The 20,070-nt window shown below is 68.0% G+C and carries 18 protein-coding genes and 1 tRNA gene; 11 read left to right on the plus strand and 8 right to left on the minus strand.

The features are described 5' to 3' along the window. The first annotated feature begins 8 nt into the window (after positions 1 to 8). Positions 9 to 608: a TetR/AcrR family transcriptional regulator gene (locus tag MRBLMG1_RS32075; protein ID WP_367827671.1), complete on the plus strand. Its 600-nt coding sequence runs from the start codon at positions 9 to 11 to the stop codon at positions 606 to 608. Here MRBLMG1_RS32075 and MRBLMG1_RS32080 read toward each other — a convergent pair. Beyond that, positions 598 to 1,620 (minus strand): adenosine deaminase, encoded by a 1,023-nt coding sequence (locus MRBLMG1_RS32080; RefSeq protein ID WP_367827672.1) that lies wholly within the window; start codon positions 1,618 to 1,620, stop codon positions 598 to 600. The two genes, MRBLMG1_RS32075 and MRBLMG1_RS32080, sit on opposite strands and share 11 nt — an antisense overlap. Before the next feature lie 143 nt (positions 1,621 to 1,763). Next, positions 1,764 to 2,990 (minus strand): pyridoxal phosphate-dependent aminotransferase, encoded by a 1,227-nt coding sequence (locus MRBLMG1_RS32085; protein WP_367827673.1) that lies wholly within the window; start codon positions 2,988 to 2,990, stop codon positions 1,764 to 1,766. A 206-nt stretch (positions 2,991 to 3,196) separates the two neighbouring features. Here MRBLMG1_RS32085 and MRBLMG1_RS32090 point away from each other — a divergent pair. The 10 genes from MRBLMG1_RS32090 (at position 3,197) to MRBLMG1_RS32135 (ending at position 16,373) form a co-directional block, all read left to right on the plus strand. Beyond that, positions 3,197 to 3,269: transfer RNA gene (locus tag MRBLMG1_RS32090), tRNA-Trp, on the plus strand. Positions 3,270 to 3,372: 103 nt separating this feature from the next. Beyond that, positions 3,373 to 3,660 (plus strand): preprotein translocase subunit SecE, encoded by a 288-nt coding sequence (gene secE, locus MRBLMG1_RS32095; RefSeq protein ID WP_017239539.1) that lies wholly within the window; start codon positions 3,373 to 3,375, stop codon positions 3,658 to 3,660. A gap of 44 nt (positions 3,661 to 3,704) precedes the next feature. Next, positions 3,705 to 4,616, plus strand: a complete 912-nt coding sequence (gene nusG, locus MRBLMG1_RS32100) for a transcription termination/antitermination protein NusG (protein ID WP_367827674.1) — start codon at positions 3,705 to 3,707, stop codon at positions 4,614 to 4,616. Positions 4,617 to 4,775: 159 nt separating this feature from the next. Then, positions 4,776 to 5,210 (plus strand): 50S ribosomal protein L11, encoded by a 435-nt coding sequence (gene rplK / locus MRBLMG1_RS32105; protein WP_015035536.1) that lies wholly within the window; start codon positions 4,776 to 4,778, stop codon positions 5,208 to 5,210. Positions 5,211 to 5,290: 80 nt separating this feature from the next. Next, the gene (gene rplA / locus MRBLMG1_RS32110) at positions 5,291 to 6,019 is read left to right on the plus strand and encodes a 50S ribosomal protein L1 (protein ID WP_150267065.1); all 729 of its coding nucleotides are present in this window, start codon (positions 5,291 to 5,293) and stop codon (positions 6,017 to 6,019) included. Between the two features lie 119 nt (positions 6,020 to 6,138). Then, the gene (locus MRBLMG1_RS32115; protein WP_367827675.1) at positions 6,139 to 7,071 is read left to right on the plus strand and encodes a hypothetical protein; all 933 of its coding nucleotides are present in this window, start codon (positions 6,139 to 6,141) and stop codon (positions 7,069 to 7,071) included. Positions 7,072 to 7,316: 245 nt separating this feature from the next. Further along, positions 7,317 to 7,847 (plus strand): 50S ribosomal protein L10, encoded by a 531-nt coding sequence (gene rplJ, locus MRBLMG1_RS32120; RefSeq protein ID WP_030687887.1) that lies wholly within the window; start codon positions 7,317 to 7,319, stop codon positions 7,845 to 7,847. Positions 7,848 to 7,958: 111 nt separating this feature from the next. Beyond that, positions 7,959 to 8,342: a 50S ribosomal protein L7/L12 gene (rplL, locus tag MRBLMG1_RS32125; RefSeq protein WP_056552432.1), complete on the plus strand. Its 384-nt coding sequence runs from the start codon at positions 7,959 to 7,961 to the stop codon at positions 8,340 to 8,342. A 548-nt stretch (positions 8,343 to 8,890) separates the two neighbouring features. Further along, positions 8,891 to 12,373, plus strand: a complete 3,483-nt coding sequence (gene rpoB, locus MRBLMG1_RS32130; RefSeq protein WP_367827676.1) for a DNA-directed RNA polymerase subunit beta — start codon at positions 8,891 to 8,893, stop codon at positions 12,371 to 12,373. 100 nt (positions 12,374 to 12,473) lie between these two features. Further along, entirely contained in the window at positions 12,474 to 16,373 is a 3,900-nt protein-coding gene (locus MRBLMG1_RS32135; RefSeq protein WP_367827677.1) for a DNA-directed RNA polymerase subunit beta', read from the plus strand. 77 nt (positions 16,374 to 16,450) lie between these two features. On the opposite strand, the gene MRBLMG1_RS32140 is transcribed toward MRBLMG1_RS32135, so the two are convergent. The 6 genes from MRBLMG1_RS32140 to MRBLMG1_RS32165 all read right to left on the minus strand — a co-directional run bounded on the left by MRBLMG1_RS32140 (position 16,451) and on the right by MRBLMG1_RS32165 (position 20,061). Next, positions 16,451 to 16,714: a hypothetical protein gene (locus MRBLMG1_RS32140; RefSeq protein WP_056651295.1), complete on the minus strand. Its 264-nt coding sequence runs from the start codon at positions 16,712 to 16,714 to the stop codon at positions 16,451 to 16,453. Next, positions 16,701 to 16,934, minus strand: coding sequence for a hypothetical protein (locus MRBLMG1_RS32145; RefSeq protein WP_367827678.1), 234 nt, complete (start codon positions 16,932 to 16,934; stop codon positions 16,701 to 16,703). The genes MRBLMG1_RS32140 and MRBLMG1_RS32145 overlap by 14 nt, the downstream gene beginning before the upstream one ends. A 22-nt stretch (positions 16,935 to 16,956) precedes the next feature. Continuing rightward, positions 16,957 to 17,868, minus strand: a complete 912-nt coding sequence (locus MRBLMG1_RS32150) for a peptidoglycan-binding protein (protein ID WP_367827679.1) — start codon at positions 17,866 to 17,868, stop codon at positions 16,957 to 16,959. A 63-nt stretch (positions 17,869 to 17,931) separates the two neighbouring features. Beyond that, entirely contained in the window at positions 17,932 to 18,327 is a 396-nt protein-coding gene (locus MRBLMG1_RS32155; protein WP_367827680.1) for an ATP-binding protein, read from the minus strand. A 43-nt stretch (positions 18,328 to 18,370) separates the two neighbouring features. Further along, positions 18,371 to 18,955 (minus strand): hypothetical protein, encoded by a 585-nt coding sequence (locus MRBLMG1_RS32160; RefSeq protein ID WP_367827681.1) that lies wholly within the window; start codon positions 18,953 to 18,955, stop codon positions 18,371 to 18,373. After that, positions 18,955 to 20,061 carry a hypothetical protein gene (locus tag MRBLMG1_RS32165; RefSeq protein ID WP_367827682.1) on the minus strand — a complete coding sequence of 369 codons (1,107 nt, stop codon included), beginning with the start codon at positions 20,059 to 20,061 and terminating at the stop codon, positions 18,955 to 18,957. Before MRBLMG1_RS32165 ends, MRBLMG1_RS32160 begins: the two co-directional genes overlap by 1 nt. Positions 20,062 to 20,070 lie beyond the last annotated feature (9 nt).

Raw genomic sequence — 20,070 nt, forward strand, 5'->3', positions numbered from 1 at the left:
GAGGATGCATGGAACAGAAGCCGACCCGCGTACGGATCGTCGACGCCGCCCGCGACCTCATGCGCACGGCGGGGCTCGCCCGCACCACCACCAAGGAGATCGCCAAGGCCGCCGGCTGCTCCGAGGCCGCGCTCTACAAGTACTTCGCGAGCAAGGAAGAACTCTTCCTGACCGTCCTGAACGAGCGCCTGCCCCAGCTCGGCGGGCTCCTCGGCACCCTCGCCGCCGACCCCGGCGGCCGTACCGTCGAGGAGAACCTCACCGAGATCGCCCGGCAGGCCGCCCTCTTCTACGAGGAGACCTTCCCGGTCGTCGCGTCCCTGTACGCGGAACCGCAGCTCAAGCGGCGCCACGAGGAGGCCATGCGCGGCTACGGCAGCGGACCCCACAAGCCCGTCGAAGGACTCGCCGCCTACCTCCGCGCCGAGCAGCAGCACGGCCGCATCCGCCCCGACGCCGACCCGGTCGCCGCCGCCTCCCTACTCCTCGGGGCCTGCGTGCAGCGCTCCTTCGTCTGGGAGATGAGCCAGGACCGCAGGCCGCCGGACACCCTCGACGAGTTCGCGCGCACGATCGCCCGCACCCTGGTCCAGGGCCTCAGCCGCTGATCCAGTCGTCGATCCCCGCCAGCAGCTTCGCCCGTACGTCCTCGGGCGCCGCCGAGCCCCGCACCGACTGACGGGCCAGCTCCGCGAGCTCCGCGTCCGTGAACCCGTGGTGCCGGCGGGCGATCTCGTACTGCGCCGCGAGCCGCGAGCCGAACAGGAGCGGGTCGTCGGCGCCCAGCGCCATCGGCACCCCCGCCTCGAAGAGGGTCCGCAGCGGCACGTCCTCGTGCTTCTCGTACACGCCGAGGGCCACGTTCGACGCCGGGCAGACCTCGCACGTCACCCCGCGCTCGGCGAGCTTCCGCAGCAGCCTCGGGTCCTCCGCCGACCGCACCCCGTGGCCGACCCGGGACGCCCGCAGATCGTCCAGGCAGTCCCGTACCGACGCCGGGCCCGTCAACTCGCCGCCGTGCGGGGCAGCCAGCAGGCCGCCGTCACGGGCGATGGCGAAGGCCCGGTCGAAGTCCCGCGCCAGGCCGCGCCGTTCGTCGTTGGAGAGCCCGAAGCCGACCACGCCCCGGTCCGCGAACCGCACCGCGAGCCGCGCGAGCGTACGCGCCTCCAGGGGGTGCTTCATCCGGTTCGCGGCGACGAGCACCCGCATCCCGAGCCCCGTCTCCCGCGAGGCCGCGTCGACCGCGTCGAGGATGATCTCCAGAGCCGGGATCAGCCCGCCCAGGTGCGGGGCGTACGAGGTCGGGTCGACCTGGATCTCCAGCCACCCGGAGCCGTCCCGCACGTCCTCCTGGGCCGCCTCGCGGACGAGCCGCTGGATGTCCTCAGGTGCGCGCAGGCAGGACCGTGCGATGTCGTACAGGCGCTGGAAGCGGAACCAGCCGCGCTCGTCGGTCGCCCGCAGCTTGGGGGGCGTACCGCCGCTCAGCGCCTCGGGAAGGTGCACGCCGTACTTGTCGGCCAGCTCGATGAGTGTCGTGGGCCGCATCGAACCGGTGAAGTGCAGGTGCAGATGGGCCTTGGGCAGCAGGGTGAGATCGCGGGAATCGTGCTCCATCGACCGATCCTGCCGCACCCGAACGGACCAATACACCCCCTTTCCCCGATCGGGACCTTGCTAGAACGCAAAAACGGGCCCCCGGTTCGGAAGAACCGGGGGCCCGTCGACCGCTCCTCGCGCGCGAGGAACCGGAGGGGGTGTCAGTCGCGCGCCTCGGCGAGGAGCTTCTGGATCCGGCTGACGCCCTCCACCAGGTCCTCGTCGCCCAGCGCGTACGACAGGCGCAGGTAGCCCGGGGTGCCGAAGGCCTCGCCCGGGACGACCGCGACCTCGGCCTCGTCCAGGATCAGGGCCGCGAGGTCGACCGAGGACTCCGGGCGCTTGCCGCGGATCTCCTTGCCGAGCAGCCCCTTCACCGACGGGTACGCGTAGAACGCGCCCTCCGGCGTCGGGCAGTAGACGCCCTCGATCTCGTTCAGCATCCGCACGATCGTCTGGCGGCGGCGGTCGAAGGCGGCGCGCATCTCCGCGACGGCGTCCAGGTTGCCCGAGACGGCGGCGAGCGCGGCGACCTGCGCCACGTTGCTCACGTTGGACGTGGCGTGCGACTGCAGGTTCGTCGCGGCCTTCACGACGTCCTTCGGGCCCACGATCCACCCGACGCGCCAGCCCGTCATCGCGTACGTCTTCGCCACGCCGTTGACGACGATGCACTTGTCGCGCAGCTCGGGCACGATCGCCGGCAGCGAGACGAACTTCGCGTCGCCGTAGACCAGGTGCTCGTAGATCTCGTCCGTCAGGACCCACAGGCCGTGCTCGACGGCCCAGCGGCCGATCGCCTCGGCGTCGGCCTCGCTGTACACCGCGCCGGTCGGGTTGGACGGCGACACGAAGAGGACGACCTTGGTCTTCTCCGTACGCGCGGCCTCGAGCTGCTCCACCGAGACCCGGTAGCCGGTGGTCTCGTCGGCCACGACCTCCACCGGGACACCGCCCGCGAGGCGGATCGACTCGGGGTACGTGGTCCAGTACGGCGCCGGGACGATGACCTCGTCACCCGGGTCGAGGATCGCGGCGAACGCCTCGTAGATCGCCTGCTTGCCGCCGTTGGTCACCAGGACCTGGGAGGCGTCGACCTCGTAGCCGGAGTCGCGCAGCGTCTTCGCGGCGATGGCGGCCTTCAGCTCGGGCAGGCCGCCGGCCGGCGTGTAGCGGTGGTACTTCGGGTTCTTGCAGGCCTCGACGGCCGCCTCGACGATGTAGTCCGGGGTCGGGAAGTCGGGCTCGCCTGCGCCGAAGCCGATCACCGGGCGTCCGGCGGCCTTGAGGGCCTTGGCCTTGGCGTCGACGGCGAGGGTGGCGGACTCGGAGATCGCACCGATGCGGGCGGAGACCCGACGCTCGGTGGGAGGGGTAGCAGCGCTCATGCGGCCCATCGTCCCAGACCGTATGGAAGCCCGACACACAGGTTTCACGGACCGGACAGGACCGGTCATTACCGGTCGTACGCCCGTCCCGCGGCAGGTCGACCTGCTTCCTGTTCGACGCGGAGCCCTCTGACCACGTATGCTCACTGCTCGTTGGCCCGAACCGACCACATCTCACGATGCGGTAGGTTGGGGGGCACCGACAAAGGGTCGTAGCTCAATTGGTAGAGCACCGGTCTCCAAAACCGGCGGTTGGGGGTTCAAGTCCCTCCGGCCCTGCTACACACACCGCCAGGTGTTGTGCGCATGTACGTACTTCATTGCACCGCCGTGCGGCTCCACCCGGGCGCGGCACGGCCGACCCGGAATCAGGTGAGAGATCGTGACGGACGCCGTAGGCTCCATCGACATGCCTGATGCCGACGACGAGGCCGCGGACTCGAAGAAGAAGTCCCGCAAGGGCGGCAAGCGCGGAAAGAAGGGCCCCCTGGGCCGTCTCGCGCTCTTCTACCGCCAGATCATCGCCGAGCTCCGCAAGGTCGTCTGGCCCACGCGCAGCCAGCTGACGACGTACACCACCGTGGTGATTGTCTTCGTCGTCATCATGATCGGCCTCGTCACCGTGATTGACTATGGCTTCCAGGAAGCAGTCAAGTACGTCTTCGGCTGACTTTTTGTTCCACCCCATCTGTATCGCAGGAAGAAGCAGCCACCGTGTCTGACGCGAACCTGAACGACGCCTTCGAGTCCGAGTCCGTCGAGGACGAGCTGGACATCGTGGAGGCCGCCGACGAGGACCAGGCAGACGCTGCTGACGACGCGGCCGCCGAGGCCGCGGAGGAGTTCGCCCTCGAGTCCGAGGACGAGGACGAGGCGGAGTCCGACGAGGACGCCGAGTCCGACGAGGACGACGAGACCGTCGACGCGGACGACGAGGACGACACCGTCGAGGCCGAGGACGAGGACGCCGAGGAAGAGACCGAGGAGGAGGCCGAGCCGGCCGCCCCGGTCGACCCGGTCGCCGCGCTCCGCGAGGAGCTGCGCACCCTCCCCGGCGAGTGGTACGTCATCCACACCTACGCGGGCTACGAGAAGCGCGTGAAGGCCAACCTCGAGCAGCGTGCCGTCTCGCTCAACGTCGAGGACTTCATCTACCAGGCCGAGGTCCCCGAGGAAGAGATCGTCCAGATCAAGGGCGGCGAGCGGAAGAACGTCAAGCAGAACAAGCTCCCCGGCTACGTCCTCGTCCGCATGGACCTGACGAACGAGTCCTGGGGCGTCGTCCGCAACACCCCCGGCGTCACCGGCTTCGTGGGCAACGCCTACGACCCGTACCCGCTGACCCTGGACGAGATCGTCAAGATGCTCGCCCCGGAGGCCGAGGAGAAGGCCGCCCGCGAGGCCGCCGAGGCCGAGGGCAAGCCGGCTCCGGCCCGCAAGCTGGAGGTCCAGGTCCTGGACTTCGAGGTCGGCGACTCGGTCACGGTCACGGACGGTCCCTTCGCGACCCTCCAGGCCACGATCAACGAGATCAACCCGGACTCGAAGAAGGTCAAGGGTCTCGTCGAGATCTTCGGCCGCGAGACCCCGGTCGAGCTCAGCTTCGACCAGATCCAGAAGAACTGATCCCACAGGTTTCCGACCAGGTCAGAGTGGCTGTCAAAAGCCGCTCTGACCTGCTCGGTTTTTGGCCGCGCGTCTATACCCGTTATCGTTGTGCGGTATGCCTGCATCCGGATGACCGGAAAGCGGGCTGAACACTCTCACTAGGACCCGGAGAGAGCAATGCCTCCCAAGAAGAAGAAGGTCACGGGGCTTATCAAGCTCCAGATCAACGCCGGTGCGGCCAACCCGGCCCCGCCGGTCGGCCCCGCGCTGGGTCAGCACGGCGTCAACATCATGGAGTTCTGCAAGGCCTACAACGCCGCGACCGAGTCGCAGCGTGGCATGGTCGTGCCGGTGGAGATCACGGTCTACGAGGACCGCACCTTCACCTTCATCACCAAGACTCCGCCGGCCGCGAAGCTGATCCTCAAGGCCGCTGGTGTGGACAAGGGCTCCGGCGAGCCGCACAAGACCAAGGTCGCCAAGCTCACGGCCGCCCAGGTCCGCGAGATCGCCACGGTCAAGCTGCCCGACCTGAACGCCAACGACCTGGACGCCGCGTCCAAGATCATCGCTGGCACCGCCCGCTCCATGGGCATCACGGTCGAGGGCTGATCACCCCCCCTCGTGACCTCTAGTGGTAGGGCCGGCGCGGCCCGCACCACGACTCCATACCTGAACCAACAGGAGAAGCAGTGAAGCGCAGCAAGGCTCTCCGCACCGCGGACGCCAAGGTCGACCGCGAGCGGAACTACGCTCCCCTCGAGGCCGTCCGCCTCGCCAAGGACACCGCCACCACGAAGTTCGACGGCACCGTCGAGGTCGCCTTCCGCCTGGGTGTCGACCCGCGCAAGGCCGACCAGATGGTCCGTGGCACCGTGAACCTTCCGCACGGCACCGGCAAGACCGCCCGGGTCCTGGTCTTCGCGACCGGTGACCGTGCCGAGGCCGCGATCGCCGCGGGCGCCGACATCGTCGGCTCCGACGAGCTCATCGACGAGATCTCCAAGGGCAACCGCCTGAACGAGTTCGACGCCGTGGTGGCCACCCCGGACCTCATGGGCAAGGTCGGCCGCCTCGGCCGCGTCCTCGGCCCGCGTGGTCTCATGCCGAACCCCAAGGTCGGCACCGTCACCCCCGATGTCGCGAAGGCTGTCAACGACATCAAGGGCGGCAAGATCGAGTTCCGCGTCGACAAGCACTCGAACCTGCACTTCATCATCGGCAAGGTCTCCTTCGACGAGACCAAGCTGGTGGAGAACTACGCCGCGGCTCTGGACGAGATCCTCCGTCTGAAGCCGTCCGCCGCCAAGGGCCGCTACATCAAGAAGGCGACCCTGACGACGACGATGGGCCCCGGCATCCCGCTGGACTCCAACCGCACCCGCAACCTCCTCGTCGAGGAGGACCCGGCCGCGGTCTGAACCCCATCGGTTCACTGAGTGGTCAGCCGGCCCCCGCCTTTCTCACGAGAGGCGGGGGCCGGCTCTTTGTTACGGTTCGAAGAACCGTAAAGACGTTGATCAAGGGGTGGGGAACGCTCATGAACAAGTCCGCATGGAAGCGCGCGGGCGTCGCCCTGACGGCACTCGCCGTCGTGACGGGCGTCGCGGGCTGTCAGGACGGTGACGCGAAGGCCGGCGGTACGAAGGCCGACGCCACGCAGACGGCCCCCGAGTCGCGGACGCAGAGCCTCGGAGACGCCACGAAGGCGATCCAGGCCGCGTACCGGAAGACCTCGGCCGCCAAGGCCGCCAAGGTCAAGATGACGATGAGCGTGAAGGGTGTCGGCGCGGAGTCGGGCACCATCGAGATGACCGGCGTCCAGGGCTGGGCCCCGGCGTCGATGGACATCACGATGAAGGGCTCCATGCTGTCCGCGGGCGACCCGGGCGCGCCCGAGCAGATGCGCATGATCATGCTCGACCAGGTCATGTACCTCGACGTGGGTGCCAAGCAGGCCGCCGAGATGGACGGCAAGCGCTGGATGAAGCTGGACATGAAGGCCGCGGGGGACGCCGCCGGCAGCGCGGCGATGCAGAAGCAGATGACCGGCGGCCTGGACAACATGAACCAGGACCCGGCCCAGCAGCTCGCCCTGCTCCTCGACTCCCCGGACCTGAAGCACATCGGTGCCGAGAAGATCAACGGCATGGAGACCGAGCACTACAAGGGCACGCTCACCTTCGAGCAGATGCTCAAGGCCAACGAGTCGTCGAAGCTCCTCTCCAAGGAGGAGCACGACGCGCTCATCGCCAACGTGAAGAAGACGGGCCTCAAGGGCTACGACACCGAGCTCTGGGTGACCGAGGACGGCTACCCGGCGCGCATGGACGTCGGCATGGTCATGGCCGAGGGCACGATGACCATGCGGGCCGACTACAGCGACTACGGCACCAAGATCGCCGTCCTGGCTCCGCCCGCCAAGGACACGGTCGACCTCTTCGAGATGCTGAAGGGCCTCGGCAAGGCCTGATTTGCCCCCGGCCGCCCCGGTCGCGTACGCTTCCCCAGAAGCCAAAGACCGCTGGTCGTTGCTGTGCCCCTACCGGGTGCGGTGGCCGAAGGATCCGCTGACAACGGACGACCCGCGCAGGTGACTGTGGAAGGTTCCCGACCTAGTTCGGTCGAGCCAGCCCCGTGCGCCTGCGCCCGGGGCGTTTTGTTTTGTTCAGCCCCCTTCTGAGCGGTCCTCATCACCCGGAAGGAGGCCGAAGCACTATGCCGACGCCCAACAAGGCTGCATCGGTGGCCGAGCTCAAGGACGCGTTCCAGAGCTCCAACGCCGCCGTGCTGACCGAGTACCGGGGTCTCACCGTTGCGCAGCTCAAGACGCTGCGTCGTTCGCTCGGTGAGAACGCCCAGTACGCCGTGGTGAAGAACACGCTGACCAAGATTGCGGCCAACGAGGCCGGGATCACCGCACTGGACGAGCACTTCGCTGGTCCGACCGCGGTCGCCTTCGTCACCGGTGACCCGGTGGAGTCGGCGAAGGCCCTGCGTGACTTCGCCAAGGAGAACCCGAACCTCATCATCAAGGCCGGTGTCCTTGACGGTAAGGCTCTCTCCGCCGACGACATCAAGAAGCTTGCGGACCTCGAGTCCCGCGAGGTTCTGCTCAGCAAGCTGGCCGGCGCGTTCAAGGGCAAGCAGTCTCAGGCTGCCTCGCTCTTCCAGGCGCTGCCGTCGAAGTTCGTCCGCACTGCGGAAGCGCTTCGCGTCAAGCTCGCCGAGCAGGGCGGTGCCGAGTAATTCGGCTCGCGCATTGATCCGTGCCGCCTAGTGCACGGGTCGTAGCGGGCCGTTACGCCCGCCTCTAAAGACACATCGGCACCTGCCGAATTAGTGGAAGGATCGCCCATCATGGCGAAGCTCTCTCAGGACGACCTCCTCGCCCAGTTCGAGGAGATGACCCTCATCGAGCTCTCCGAGTTCGTTAAGGCGTTCGAGGACAAGTTCGACGTCACCGCCGCCGCGGCCGTCGCCGTTGCCGGCCCGGGCGCCCCGGTCGCCGGTGCCGAGGCCGTCGAGGAGCAGGACGAGTTCGACGTCATCCTCGAGGGTGCCGGCGACAAGAAGATCCAGGTCATCAAGGTCGTGCGTGAGCTCACCTCCCTGGGCCTGAAGGAGGCCAAGGACCTCGTCGACGGCACCCCGAAGCCGGTCCTCGAGAAGGTCGCGAAGGAGGCCGCCGAGAAGGCTGCCGAGTCCCTCAAGGCCGCCGGCGCCTCCGTCACGGTCAAGTAAGACCGTTTCGAGTCGCTGAAGCTGACTCCTGCTCCCGTGTAACGCGGGAGCAGCGAAAGGCGATCACCCTTCTGGGTGGTCGCCTTTCGGCGTTCCCGGGGAAGGGCGTGGCGGGGTCCCCGAGGGCCGCTGGAAGCGGAGTATGGTGATCTTCGCCGTGCGCCCCGCACACCGGGGGGCCTTGACGAACCGCACGCAGCGCGCAATTCTCAGGACGCGTCGTCACAACGATCCGATTCCGAGGCATGGATCGACGACTGAACGGGCAGTATCGAGGTGCGCCGCATGGCGCGAGTAGCGCGGAGTTGAGAGCAACGAGGGTCGCGAAGAACTCGCCCTGGACATCAGTGAGCCAAGTGGCTACACTGACCCTTTGCGCTGCCTGTTAGCTGCCCTCTGCCCGTCACCAGGGGCATACCTTCGCATCCGCTTCGTCGACAGACCCCGTCTGACATGGCCTTTTGGCTATTTCAGGAAATGTCCGACGCGAAGCGCTGCTGGGGACCGGTACGCGCGTAGTGAGTCCGAGCCCTCGGAAGGACCCCCTCTTGGCCGCCTCGCGCAACGCCTCGACCAATACGAACAACGGCGCAAGCACCGCCCCGCTGCGCATCTCCTTTGCAAAGATCAAGGAGCCCCTCGAGGTTCCGAACCTCCTCGCGCTGCAGACCGAGAGCTTTGACTGGCTGCTCGGCAACGCCGCCTGGAAGGCTCGCGTCGAGGCTGCCCTTGAGTCGGGACAGGACGTCCCCACGAAGTCCGGCCTGGAGGAGATCTTCGAGGAGATCTCCCCGATCGAGGACTTCTCCGGGTCGATGTCGCTGACCTTCCGCGACCACCGCTTCGAGCCGCCGAAGAACTCGATCGACGAGTGCAAGGACCGTGACTTCACGTACGGTGCCCCGCTCTTCGTCACCGCCGAGTTCACGAACAACGAGACCGGCGAGATCAAGTCCCAGACGGTCTTCATGGGCGACTTCCCGCTCATGACCAACAAGGGCACCTTCGTCATCAACGGCACCGAGCGTGTCGTCGTGTCGCAGCTCGTCCGCTCGCCGGGCGTCTACTTCGACTCCTCGATCGACAAGACGTCCGACAAGGACATCTTCTCCGCCAAGATCATCCCGTCCCGGGGTGCCTGGCTGGAGATGGAGATCGACAAGCGCGACCTGGTCGGTGTCCGCATCGACCGCAAGCGCAAGCAGTCCGTCACCGTGCTGCTCAAGGCCCTCGGCTGGACCACCGAGCAGATCCTGCAGGAGTTCGGCGAGTACGAGTCCATGCGGGCCACCCTGGAGAAGGACCACACCCAGGGCCAGGACGACGCGCTGCTCGACATCTACCGCAAGCTGCGTCCGGGCGAGCCGCCGACCCGTGAGGCCGCTCAGACGCTGCTCGAGAACCTCTACTTCAACCCGAAGCGCTACGACCTCGCGAAGGTCGGCCGCTACAAGGTGAACAAGAAGCTCGGCGCCGACGAGCCGCTGGACGCCGGCGTGCTCACCACCGACGACGTCATCGCCACGATCAAGTACCTGGTCAAGCTCCACGCGGGCGAGACCGAGACGATCGGTGAGAACGGCAACGAGATCGTCGTCGAGACCGACGACATCGACCACTTCGGCAACCGTCGTCTGCGCAACGTCGGCGAGCTCATCCAGAACCAGGTCCGCACGGGTCTGGCTCGTATGGAGCGCGTCGTCCGCGAGCGGATGACCACCCAGGACGTCGAGGCGATCACGCCGCAGACCCTGATCAACATCCGGCCGGTCGTCGCCTCCATCAAGGAGTTCTTCGGCACCAGCCAGCTGTCGCAGTTCATGGACCAGAACAACCCGCTGTCGGGTCTGACGCACAAGCGTCGTCTCTCGGCGCTGGGTCCCGGTGGTCTGTCCCGTGAGCGGGCCGGCTTCGAGGTCCGAGACGTGCACCCGTCCCACTACGGACGCATGTGCCCGATCGAGACCCCCGAAGGCCCGAACATCGGTCTGATCGGTTCGCTCGCCTCGTACGGCCGCGTCAACGCGTTCGGCTTCATCGAGACGCCGTACCGCAAGGTCGTCGACGGCCAGGTCACCGACGAGGTCGACTACGTCACCGCCGACGAGGAGGACCGCTTCGTCATCGCGCAGGCCAACGCCGCGCTCAACGACGACCTGCAGTTCACCGAGCCGCGCGTCCTGGTCCGCAAGCGTGGCGGCGAGGTCGACTACGTCGAGCCGTCGGACGTGGACTACATGGACGTCTCGCCGCGCCAGATGGTGTCGGTCGCGACCGCCATGATCCCGTTCCTCGAGCACGACGACGCCAACCGTGCCCTCATGGGCGCGAACATGATGCGTCAGGCCGTCCCGCTGATTAAGTCGGAGGCCCCGCTCGTCGGCACCGGCATGGAGTACCGCTGCGCCACCGACGCCGGCGACGTGCTCAAGGCCGAGAAGGACGGTGTCGTCCAGGAGCTGTCGGCCGACTACATCACGGTCGCCAACGACGACGGCACGTACATCACGTACCGCCTGCACAAGTTCTCCCGCTCCAACCAGGGCACCTCTGTGAACCAGAAGGTCGTCGTGGACGAGGGCGACCGCGTCATCGAGGGCCAGGTCCTCGCCGACGGTCCCGCCACCGAAGACGGCGAGATGGCGCTCGGCAAGAACCTCCTCGTGGCGTTCATGCCGTGGGAGGGCCACAACTACGAGGACGCGATCATCCTGTCGCAGCGCCTCGTGCAGGACGACGTCCTCTCCTCGATCCACATCGAGGAGCACGAGGTCGACGCCCGTGACACCAAGCTCGGCCCGGAGGAGATCACCCGGGACATCCCGAACGTCTCCGAGGAGGTCCTCGCGGACCTCGACGAGCGCGGCATCATCCGCATCGGTGCCGAGGTCGTCGCCGGCGACATCCTGGTCGGCAAGGTCACGCCCAAGGGCGAGACCGAGCTGACCCCGGAGGAGCGCCTGCTCCGCGCGATCTTCGGTGAGAAGGCGCGTGAGGTCCGTGACACCTCGCTGAAGGTGCCGCACGGCGAGATCGGCAAGATCATCGGCGTCCGCGTCTTCGACCGCGAGGAGGGCGACGAGCTTCCCCCGGGCGTGAACCAGCTGGTCCGCGTCTACGTCGCCCAGAAGCGCAAGATCACCGACGGTGACAAGCTCGCCGGCCGTCACGGCAACAAGGGCGTCATCTCGAAGATCCTCCCGATCGAGGACATGCCGTTCCTCGAGGACGGCACCCCGGTCGACATCATCCTCAACCCGCTGGGTGTCCCGTCCCGAATGAACCCGGGACAGGTCCTGGAGATCCACCTCGGCTGGCTCGCCAGCCGCGGCTGGGATGTCTCCGGTCTCGCGGACGAGTGGGCGCAGCGCCTCCAGGCGATCGGCGCCGACCAGGTCGCCCCCGGCACCAACGTCGCGACCCCGGTCTTCGACGGTGCGCGTGAGGACGAGCTCGCGGGTCTGCTCCAGCACACCATCCCGAACCGCGACGGCGAGCGCATGGTGCTCCCGACCGGTAAGGCGAGGCTGTTCGACGGCCGCTCCGGCGAGCCGTTCCCGGACCCGATCTCCGTCGGGTACATGTACATCCTCAAGCTGCACCACCTGGTCGACGACAAGCTGCACGCGCGTTCGACCGGCCCCTACTCGATGATCACCCAGCAGCCGCTGGGTGGTAAGGCCCAGTTCGGTGGCCAGCGCTTCGGTGAGATGGAGGTGTGGGCGCTGGAGGCATACGGCGCCGCGTACGCCCTCCAGGAGCTGCTGACGATCAAGTCCGACGACGTGACCGGCCGCGTGAAGGTCTACGAGGCCATCGTCAAGGGCGAGAACATCCCTGAGCCCGGCATCCCCGAGTCCTTCAAGGTGCTCATCAAGGAGATGCAGTCCCTGTGCCTCAACGTGGAGGTGCTGTCCTCGGACGGCATGTCCATCGAGATGCGCGACACCGACGAGGACGTCTTCCGCGCAGCGGAGGAGCTCGGCATCGACCTGTCCCGGCGCGAGCCGAGCAGCGTCGAAGAGGTCTGACGGGAGTCCGGCAGGGGGACCAGCGATGGTCCCCCCGCCGGCCCCAGGACCCCCGTATCAGACCCCACAGCCTTACAACCCTGAGAGGGATTGACGCATAGTGCTCGACGTCAACTTCTTCGACGAGCTCCGGATCGGTCTGGCCACCGCTGACGACATCCGTCAGTGGAGCCACGGCGAGGTCAAGAAGCCGGAGACCATCAACTACCGCACGCTCAAGCCCGAGAAGGACGGACTCTTCTGCGAGAAGATCTTCGGTCCGACCCGGGACTGGGAGTGCTACTGCGGCAAGTACAAGCGCGTCCGCTTCAAGGGCATCATCTGTGAGCGGTGTGGCGTCGAGGTCACCCGCGCCAAGGTGCGCCGTGAGCGGATGGGCCACATCGAGCTCGCCGCCCCCGTCACCCACATCTGGTACTTCAAGGGCGTTCCGTCGCGTCTTGGCTACCTGCTCGACCTCGCCCCGAAGGACCTCGAGAAGGTCATCTACTTCGCGGCGTACATGATCACCTACGTCGACGACGAGCGCCGTACGCGTGACCTGCCCTCGCTGGAGGCGCACGTCTCCGTCGAGCGCCAGCAGATCGAGAACCGTCGCGACTCCGACCTGGAGGCCCGCGCCAAGAAGCTCGAGAACGACCTCGGCGAGCTCGAGGCCGAGGGCGCCAAGGCCGACGTGCGCCGCAAGGTGCGCGAGGGTGCCGAGCGCGAGATGAAGCAGCTGCGCGACCGCGCGCAGCGCGAGATCGACCGTCTGGACGAGGTCTGGTCGCGCTTCAAGAACCTCAAGGTCCAGGACCTGGAGGGCGACGAGCTCCTCTACCGCGAGCTGCGTGACCGCTTCGGCACGTACTTCGACGGTTCGATGGGTGCCGCGGCGCTGCAGAAGCGCCTGGAGTCCTTCGACCTCGAGGAGGAGGCCGAGCGCCTCCGCGAGATCATCCGTACCGGCAAGGGCCAGAAGAAGACCCGTGCGCTCAAGCGCCTCAAGGTCGTCTCCGCGTTCCTGCAGACCGCGAACAGCCCCAAGGGCATGGTTCTCGACTGCGTGCCGGTCATCCCGCCGGACCTGCGTCCGATGGTGCAGCTGGACGGTGGCCGCTTCGCGACCTCCGACCTGAACGACCTGTACCGCCGTGTGATCAACCGCAACAACCGTCTGAAGCGTCTGCTCGACCTCGGTGCCCCCGAGATCATCGTGAACAACGAGAAGCGGATGCTCCAGGAGGCGGTCGACGCCCTCTTCGACAACGGCCGTCGCGGTCGCCCGGTCACGGGCCCCGGCAACCGTCCGCTGAAGTCCCTCAGCGACATGCTGAAGGGCAAGCAGGGTCGTTTCCGTCAGAACCTGCTCGGCAAGCGTGTGGACTACTCCGCGCGTTCCGTCATCGTCGTCGGTCCGCAGCTGAAGCTGCACCAGTGCGGTCTGCCGAAGGCCATGGCGCTGGAGCTCTTCAAGCCGTTCGTGATGAAGCGCCTGGTCGACCTGAACCACGCGCAGAACATCAAGAGCGCCAAGCGGATGGTCGAGCGCGGCCGCACGGTCGTGTACGACGTCCTCGAAGAGGTCATCGCCGAGCACCCGGTCCTGCTGAACCGTGCGCCCACGCTGCACCGCCTCGGCATCCAGGCCTTCGAGCCGCAGCTGGTCGAGGGCAAGGCCATCCAGATCCACCCGCTCGTCTGCACCGCGTTCAACGCGGACTTCGACGGTGACCAGATGGCCGTGCACCTGCCGCTCTCCGCGGAGGCGCAGGCCGAGGCCCGCATCCTGATGCTGTCCTCGAACAACATCCTGAAGCCGGCCGACGGCCGTCCGGTCACGATGCCGACCCAGGACATGGTCCTCGGTCTGTTCTTCCTGACCACCGACGGTGAGCTCCGTGACACCAAGGGCGAGGGCCGCGCGTTCGGCTCCACGGCCGAGGCGATCATGGCGTTCGACGCTGGCGAGCTCGCGCTCCAGTCGGAGATCGAGATCCGCTTCCCCGTCGGCACCGTCGCTCCGCGTGGCTGGGTTCCCCCGGTCACCGAGGAGGGCGAGCCGGAGTGGCAGCAGGGTGACTCGTTCCGTCTGCGGACGACCCTGGGCCGCGCGCTCTTCAACGAGCTGCTGCCCGAGGACTACCCGTTCGTCGACTACTCCGTCGGCAAGAAGCAGCTCTCCGAGATCGTCAACGACCTCGCCGAGCGCTACCCCAAGGTCATCGTGGCGGCGACGCTCGACAACCTGAAGGCGGCCGGCTTCTACTGGGCGACCCGTTCCGGCGTCACCGTGGCCATCTCCGACGTCGTCGTTCCCGAGGCGAAGAAGGAGATCGTCAAGGGCTACGAGGCGCAGGACGAGAAGGTCCAGAAGCAGTACGAGCGCGGTCTCATCACCAAGGAAGAGCGCACGCAGGAGCTCATCGCGATCTGGACCAAGGCGACCAACGAGGTTGCCGAGGCGATGAACGCGAACTTCCCGCGGACGAACCCGATCTTCATGATGGTCGACTCGGGTGCCCGAGGAAACATGATGCAGATGCGTCAGATCGCGGGTATGCGTGGTCTGGTGTCGAACGCCAAGAACGAGACGATCCCGCGTCCCATCAAGGCGTCGTTCCGCGAGGGCCTCACCGTCCTCGAGTACTTCATCTCCACGCACGGTGCCCGTAAGGGTCTGGCTGACACCGCCCTGCGTACCGCCGACTCGGGTTACCTGACCCGTCGTCTGGTGGACGTCTCGCAGGACGTCATCATCCGCGAGGAGGACTGTGGCACCGAGCGCGGTCTGAAGCTGCGGATCGCGGCCAAGGACGAGGCCGGTGTCCTGCGCAAGACGGACGACGTCGAGACCTCCGTGTACGCGCGGATGCTCGCCGAGGACGTCGTCGTCGACGGCAAGGTCATCGCGCCGGCCAACGTCGACCTGGGTGACGTGCTCATCGACGCCCTGGTCAACGCGGGCGTCGAGGAGGTCAAGACCCGCTCGGTCCTGACCTGTGAGTCCGCCGTCGGTACCTGTGCGTTCTGCTACGGCCGTTCGCTCGCCACCGGCAAGCTGGTCGACATCGGTGAGGCGGTCGGCATCATCGCCGCCCAGTCCATCGGTGAGCCCGGTACCCAGCTGACGATGCGTACCTTCCACACCGGTGGTGTGGCCGGTGACGACATCACCCAGGGTCTGCCCCGTGTCGTCGAGCTCTTCGAGGCGCGTCAGCCCAAGGGTGTCGCCCCGATCTCGGAGGCGGCCGGCCGCGTCCGCATCGAGGAGACCGAGAAGACCAAGAAGATCGTCGTCACCCCGGACGACGGCACCGACGAGACGGCGTTCCCGATCTCGAAGCGTGCCCGTCTGCTCGTGGGCGAGGGCGACCACGTCGAGGTGGGCCAGAAGCTCACCGTGGGTGCCACCAACCCGCACGACGTGCTCCGGATCCTCGGTCAGCGCGCGGTCCAGGTCCACCTGGTCGGCGAAGTCCAGAAGGTCTACAACTCGCAGGGCGTGTCGATCCACGACAAGCACATCGAGATCATCATCCGGCAGATGCTGCGCCGCGTGACGATCATCGAGTCCGGCGACGCGGAGCTCCTGCCGGGCGAGCTGGTCGAGCGGTCGAAGTTCGAGACCGAGAACCGTCGTGTGGTCACCGAGGGCGGTCACCCCGCCTCCGGCCGTCCGCAGCTGATGGGTATCACCAAGGCCTCGCTCGCCACCGAGTCGTGGCTGTCGGCGGCGTCCTTCCAGGAGACGACCCGAGTCCTGACGGATGCGGCGATCAACGCCAAGTCCGACAGCCTCATCGGCCTCAAGGAGAACGTCATCATCGGTAAGCTCATCCCGGCCGGTACGGGTCTGTCCCGCTACCGCAACATCCGGGTCGAGCCGACCGAGGAGGCCAAGGCCGCGATGTACTCGGCCGTCGGCTACGACGACATCGACTACTCGCCGTTCGGCTCGGGCTCCGGCCAGGCCGTTCCGCTGGAGGACTACGACTACGGTCCGTACAACCAGTAAGAGTAAGTAGTGCGAAACCGAAGGGCGGTCACCCCGTGTGGGGTGGCCGCCCTTCGGCGTTCCTCCGGACGGAGGGATCAGCGCGCGGCCAGTTCCCAGACCGCGACGAGGACGCCGGCGCTCGCCGTCAGCGCGGCGATGCTGGCCAGCGGCCAGCGGGCGCGTTCCAGGGCGTCGAGGCGGGCCTCGTGGTCGGCGAGCTGCTTGTCGGTCTGGTCGCTGCGCTGGACGAGCAGCGCGAGCGATCCGTCGACGCGGGCGAAACCGGCCTCCAGCGTGCCCCGGAGCCGTTCCAGTTCGAGGGCGACGGCGACGGGGTCGTTCGGATCAGACTCGGTCATCGGCACCGCCCGGGGTGCTGCGCAGCCAGGAAGGCAGCAGGGTCTGCACCAGGTCGAGGGCCATCACCCGCGCCAGCCCGCCGGCGACGGCCAGCGCCCCCGCGACCCAGGGGAGGGTCGCGGGGATGCCGGAGGCGTCGACGATCGCGGGCAGGACGACGGCGATGCCGACGGCGGACTGGAGGACGGTGCGGGCCGTGCGCTTGGCGGCATCGGACATCGGTGTGCTCCTTGGTGGGGGGTTACTTCGTGTACGGGACCTTCAGCGCGTTCCACGAGGCGGCGCCGGGGACGCCGTCGGCGTCGGAGCCGCGGAAGCCGAGCTTGTGCTGCCACTTCGCGTAGCTGAGCCGGTCGGCCTCGCCCCAGCGGGGGCTGGGGCCGACGGTGTACGCGGAGCAGCCCTCGGCGACGAGGCGGCGGCCCATGGCCGTGATGATCGGGGAGCTCGTCTCCTTGCGGAAGAACGAGGAGCCCGGGAACGGCTGGAGGCGGGGGGCGGCCGGCTTGCCGGCGGCGGGGGCGTTCTTGACGGGTGCCTTGCCGAGACGGGCCTGGACCCGGTCGCGCATCGTCGGCATCCCGAAGCCCTTGGGGTCGCTCTTCCAGTCGGACCACTCCAGGTGGCCGATGACGGACTTGGCGCCCCAGGTGTGGGCCCGGCAGAGGGCGGCGGAGACCCGTTCGATGGCTTCGAGCTGGGCGGCCGGCCAGGGGTCGGTGCCGTTGCCGAGGTTGATGCACTCGAAGCCGTAGAAGCGGGCGTTGCCGTCGACGGCGTTGCTGCTGCCCTGGTGCTCGCGCGGGGCGGGCGGGCGGTCGCCGTACGTCTCGGTCACGACGGCCTGGAGGACCGACGGGTCGCCGCCGCCGGCGTGGTTGGCCCGGCCGGAGGCGACCAGGTGGACGCTGCCGTCCTTGGCGATGACACCGTGGCAGAGCGGTCCGGGCAGCCCCTCGTAGCCGTTGTAGCAGAGCTCGACGGAGGAGGCGGTGCCGCTGGAGACGGTGTGGTGGATCATGACTCCGACCACCGGTCCCCAGGTGCCGACGTGGTTGCGGTTGTGGGTGCGCCAGCCGGGATGTTCGACGACGTTGACGCCTTCGGCGCGGAGTGCGGCGAGGAACCGGTCCGCGGACAGGGGAGTGGCCATCTGGTGTCCTCCAGGCATGAAAAAAGCCCGCGCTGCGGCGGGCGTACGGGTGGGACAGAGGGGTTACGGGGCCGGCTCGGGCTCCGGGGCCGGCGGCGTGGCCGGGACCCAGGTGGCGCAGAGCGCGGCGTAGGCCGAACGGCGGGCCTCGAAGTCGGCGAGCGCGGCGGAGACGGCCCGCTGGACGGCGGTCGGGTCGGGCACGGCGGGGACGCCGTCCCGCGCCGCGACGATGACCAGGCCGTGGCCGCGCAGGGTGGCGTCACCCGTGCCGGTCCGGGAGAACTCCGCGCTGACCTGCACCGACGGGTACTCGCCGGTGAACGGGTCGCGCTCCAGGGTGTAGCCGAGACCGTTGTCGTAGACGCGTACGGAGAGGGTGTGGCCGTTCTCGGTGACGGTGGCGCGGCCGGCGTAGTCGATGGCCACGCCCCAGGGCTGGGTGGGGTCGATGTTCATGGTGTGCTCCTCGACGGCCTCGTCGGCCGGGTTGGGCGGACGGTCAGGTCTGGGTGCCGTACATGCTGACGGTCTGGGCGTACACCGTGCCGCCGGCGCTGGTGACCACGGCGTGGATCTCGACGGTCATGACCTTGCCGAACTTGGTCGGCAGGTCGACCGGGAGCAGACCGGTGTAGTCGAAGTTCTGTCCGGCGTTCACGGTGGGGCCGAACTGCTGGCCGTCGACCATGACCTTGACCTGGCCGGCCGCGCCGCTGGACACCTTCGTGTACATCATCAGCCGCATCTTGGGCTGCCAGACCGGGTTGAAGGACCGGCCGATGGCGGTGAAGGCCGTGCTCGTGGTGGACGGCCAGTTCGCCACGTTCAGGTGGTCCACCGGCGGCATCAGCTGCAGCCACGGCCTGGCGAGGCCGCCCGTCGCGATGTCGTCCGCGAAGAGCTCGTGGTTGTAGCCGTCGAAGACCCGGAGGACCGGCTTGGTCGGGGTCGGGGCCCCGGGCGGGAGCGGGAGGGGCCGGATCTCGTTGAGAGGAGGACGGGTGTTGACCGCTGTGGACAGGGCCTGGATCCGGCGCTCCATCTGGATCAGCCGGTCGATGATGTTCTCGGGCAGCAGGGCCATCAGCTCTCCTCGAGGGCCAGGTCGGCGGTGTCGGGTCGGCCTCGCTCGGCCGGCCGGACCTTGACGCCGACGATGCGGTAACGGGCGTCGAGGCCCGTCGGGTGCCATTCGTCGGTGATGCGGATGCGTGCGGTGCGCCCGAGGAGCGTCGGGGGGACGATTCCGGCGAGCCGGATGCTGATCTCGGGGATCTGCACGGAGCCCCACGGCATGTCGACCGCCGCCTGGGCGAGCGCGTTCAGCGTGGCCTTGTCGCTGATGTCGTTGTGGTCCTCGGACACGTCGATCTGGGGCCAGATGTCCGGCAGCGGCTTCGTCGGCACCCGGAGGTCGGACATGGTGGGCCTGGACTCGGTGCCCGCGTTGCTGTTGGTCGAGGCGCCGCGGGCCAGGGCCTGGGTCCCGCCGCGGGTGGCGTCGTCGGGGATGGAGTACGACAGGATCGCGCCGGGCCGGTCGAAGATCATGTCGGTGGCGCCGGTGCGGATGGGCGAGCCGAGCTTGAGCTGGCGGACCCGCTTGCCGTCGTCCGGATCGCGGTAGACCAGGATCTGGTACTCCAGGCCCTGGGCGATGAGCTGGTCGAGGGCCTCCTGGTAGGCGGTCTCGTCGCCGTACCGCCAGGAGGCCGTGCGCAGGACGCCGGACTCCTCCGCCGCGTCGCCGACGTCGATCCCGCTGACGCCCAGGCCGTCCGACAGGCTGCTCCAGAGGCTGCGGGCGATGGTGAACTGGTCGGTCGGCTGGGTGAACCGGCTCTCGAACTCGTTCGTACGGATGCGCCGCCGGGTCGCGTACGAGTCGAAGGTGGAGGCCTGGATCCCGAGGGTCAGCACGCCTCGGCCGCTGGACTGGAGGTTGGTGGTCCAGACGATGCCGCCCCACCACAGGTCTCCGCCGCGCTCCAGGTAGACCGTGGTGCGGCCCGGCTTGATCCGGTGGGCCCGTTCGGCGAGGGCGCGGTCGGGGATGGGGATGGTGCCGGACAGCGAGCCGGCCCGGCCGATGTAGTCCTCGAACGACACGTCCCGCAGCGGCAGGATGTCGAGGGTGATGTCGGTCCAGAGGTCACAGAAGATGGCCCGGTAGGGCGTGTCGATTGCCATGGACAGCCC

Source organism: Streptomyces sp. LMG1-1-1.1, from assembly GCF_040815545.1.
Classification (GTDB): Bacteria; Actinomycetota; Actinomycetes; order Streptomycetales; family Streptomycetaceae; genus Streptomyces.

What these genes read in the sequence shown, in the direction of transcription:
- MRBLMG1_RS32075 (WP_367827671.1), top strand. Translation starts at nt 9, where the DNA reads ATGGAACAGAAGCCGACCCGCGTACGGATCGTCGACGCCGCCCGCGAC.
- MRBLMG1_RS32080 (WP_367827672.1), bottom strand. Translation starts at nt 1,620, where the DNA reads ATGGAGCACGATTCCCGCGATCTCACCCTGCTGCCCAAGGCCCATCTG.
- MRBLMG1_RS32085 (WP_367827673.1), bottom strand. Translation starts at nt 2,990, where the DNA reads ATGAGCGCTGCTACCCCTCCCACCGAGCGTCGGGTCTCCGCCCGCATC.
- rplK (WP_015035536.1), top strand. Translation starts at nt 4,776, where the DNA reads ATGCCTCCCAAGAAGAAGAAGGTCACGGGGCTTATCAAGCTCCAGATC.
- MRBLMG1_RS32115 (WP_367827675.1), top strand. Translation starts at nt 6,139, where the DNA reads ATGAACAAGTCCGCATGGAAGCGCGCGGGCGTCGCCCTGACGGCACTC.
- rplJ (WP_030687887.1), top strand. Translation starts at nt 7,317, where the DNA reads ATGCCGACGCCCAACAAGGCTGCATCGGTGGCCGAGCTCAAGGACGCG.
- rplL (WP_056552432.1), top strand. Translation starts at nt 7,959, where the DNA reads ATGGCGAAGCTCTCTCAGGACGACCTCCTCGCCCAGTTCGAGGAGATG.
- MRBLMG1_RS32140 (WP_056651295.1), bottom strand. Translation starts at nt 16,714, where the DNA reads ATGACCGAGTCTGATCCGAACGACCCCGTCGCCGTCGCCCTCGAACTG.
- MRBLMG1_RS32145 (WP_367827678.1), bottom strand. Translation starts at nt 16,934, where the DNA reads ATGTCCGATGCCGCCAAGCGCACGGCCCGCACCGTCCTCCAGTCCGCC.
- MRBLMG1_RS32150 (WP_367827679.1), bottom strand. Translation starts at nt 17,868, where the DNA reads ATGGCCACTCCCCTGTCCGCGGACCGGTTCCTCGCCGCACTCCGCGCC.
- MRBLMG1_RS32155 (WP_367827680.1), bottom strand. Translation starts at nt 18,327, where the DNA reads ATGAACATCGACCCCACCCAGCCCTGGGGCGTGGCCATCGACTACGCC.
- MRBLMG1_RS32160 (WP_367827681.1), bottom strand. Translation starts at nt 18,955, where the DNA reads ATGGCCCTGCTGCCCGAGAACATCATCGACCGGCTGATCCAGATGGAG.
- MRBLMG1_RS32165 (WP_367827682.1), bottom strand. Translation starts at nt 20,061, where the DNA reads ATGGCAATCGACACGCCCTACCGGGCCATCTTCTGTGACCTCTGGACC.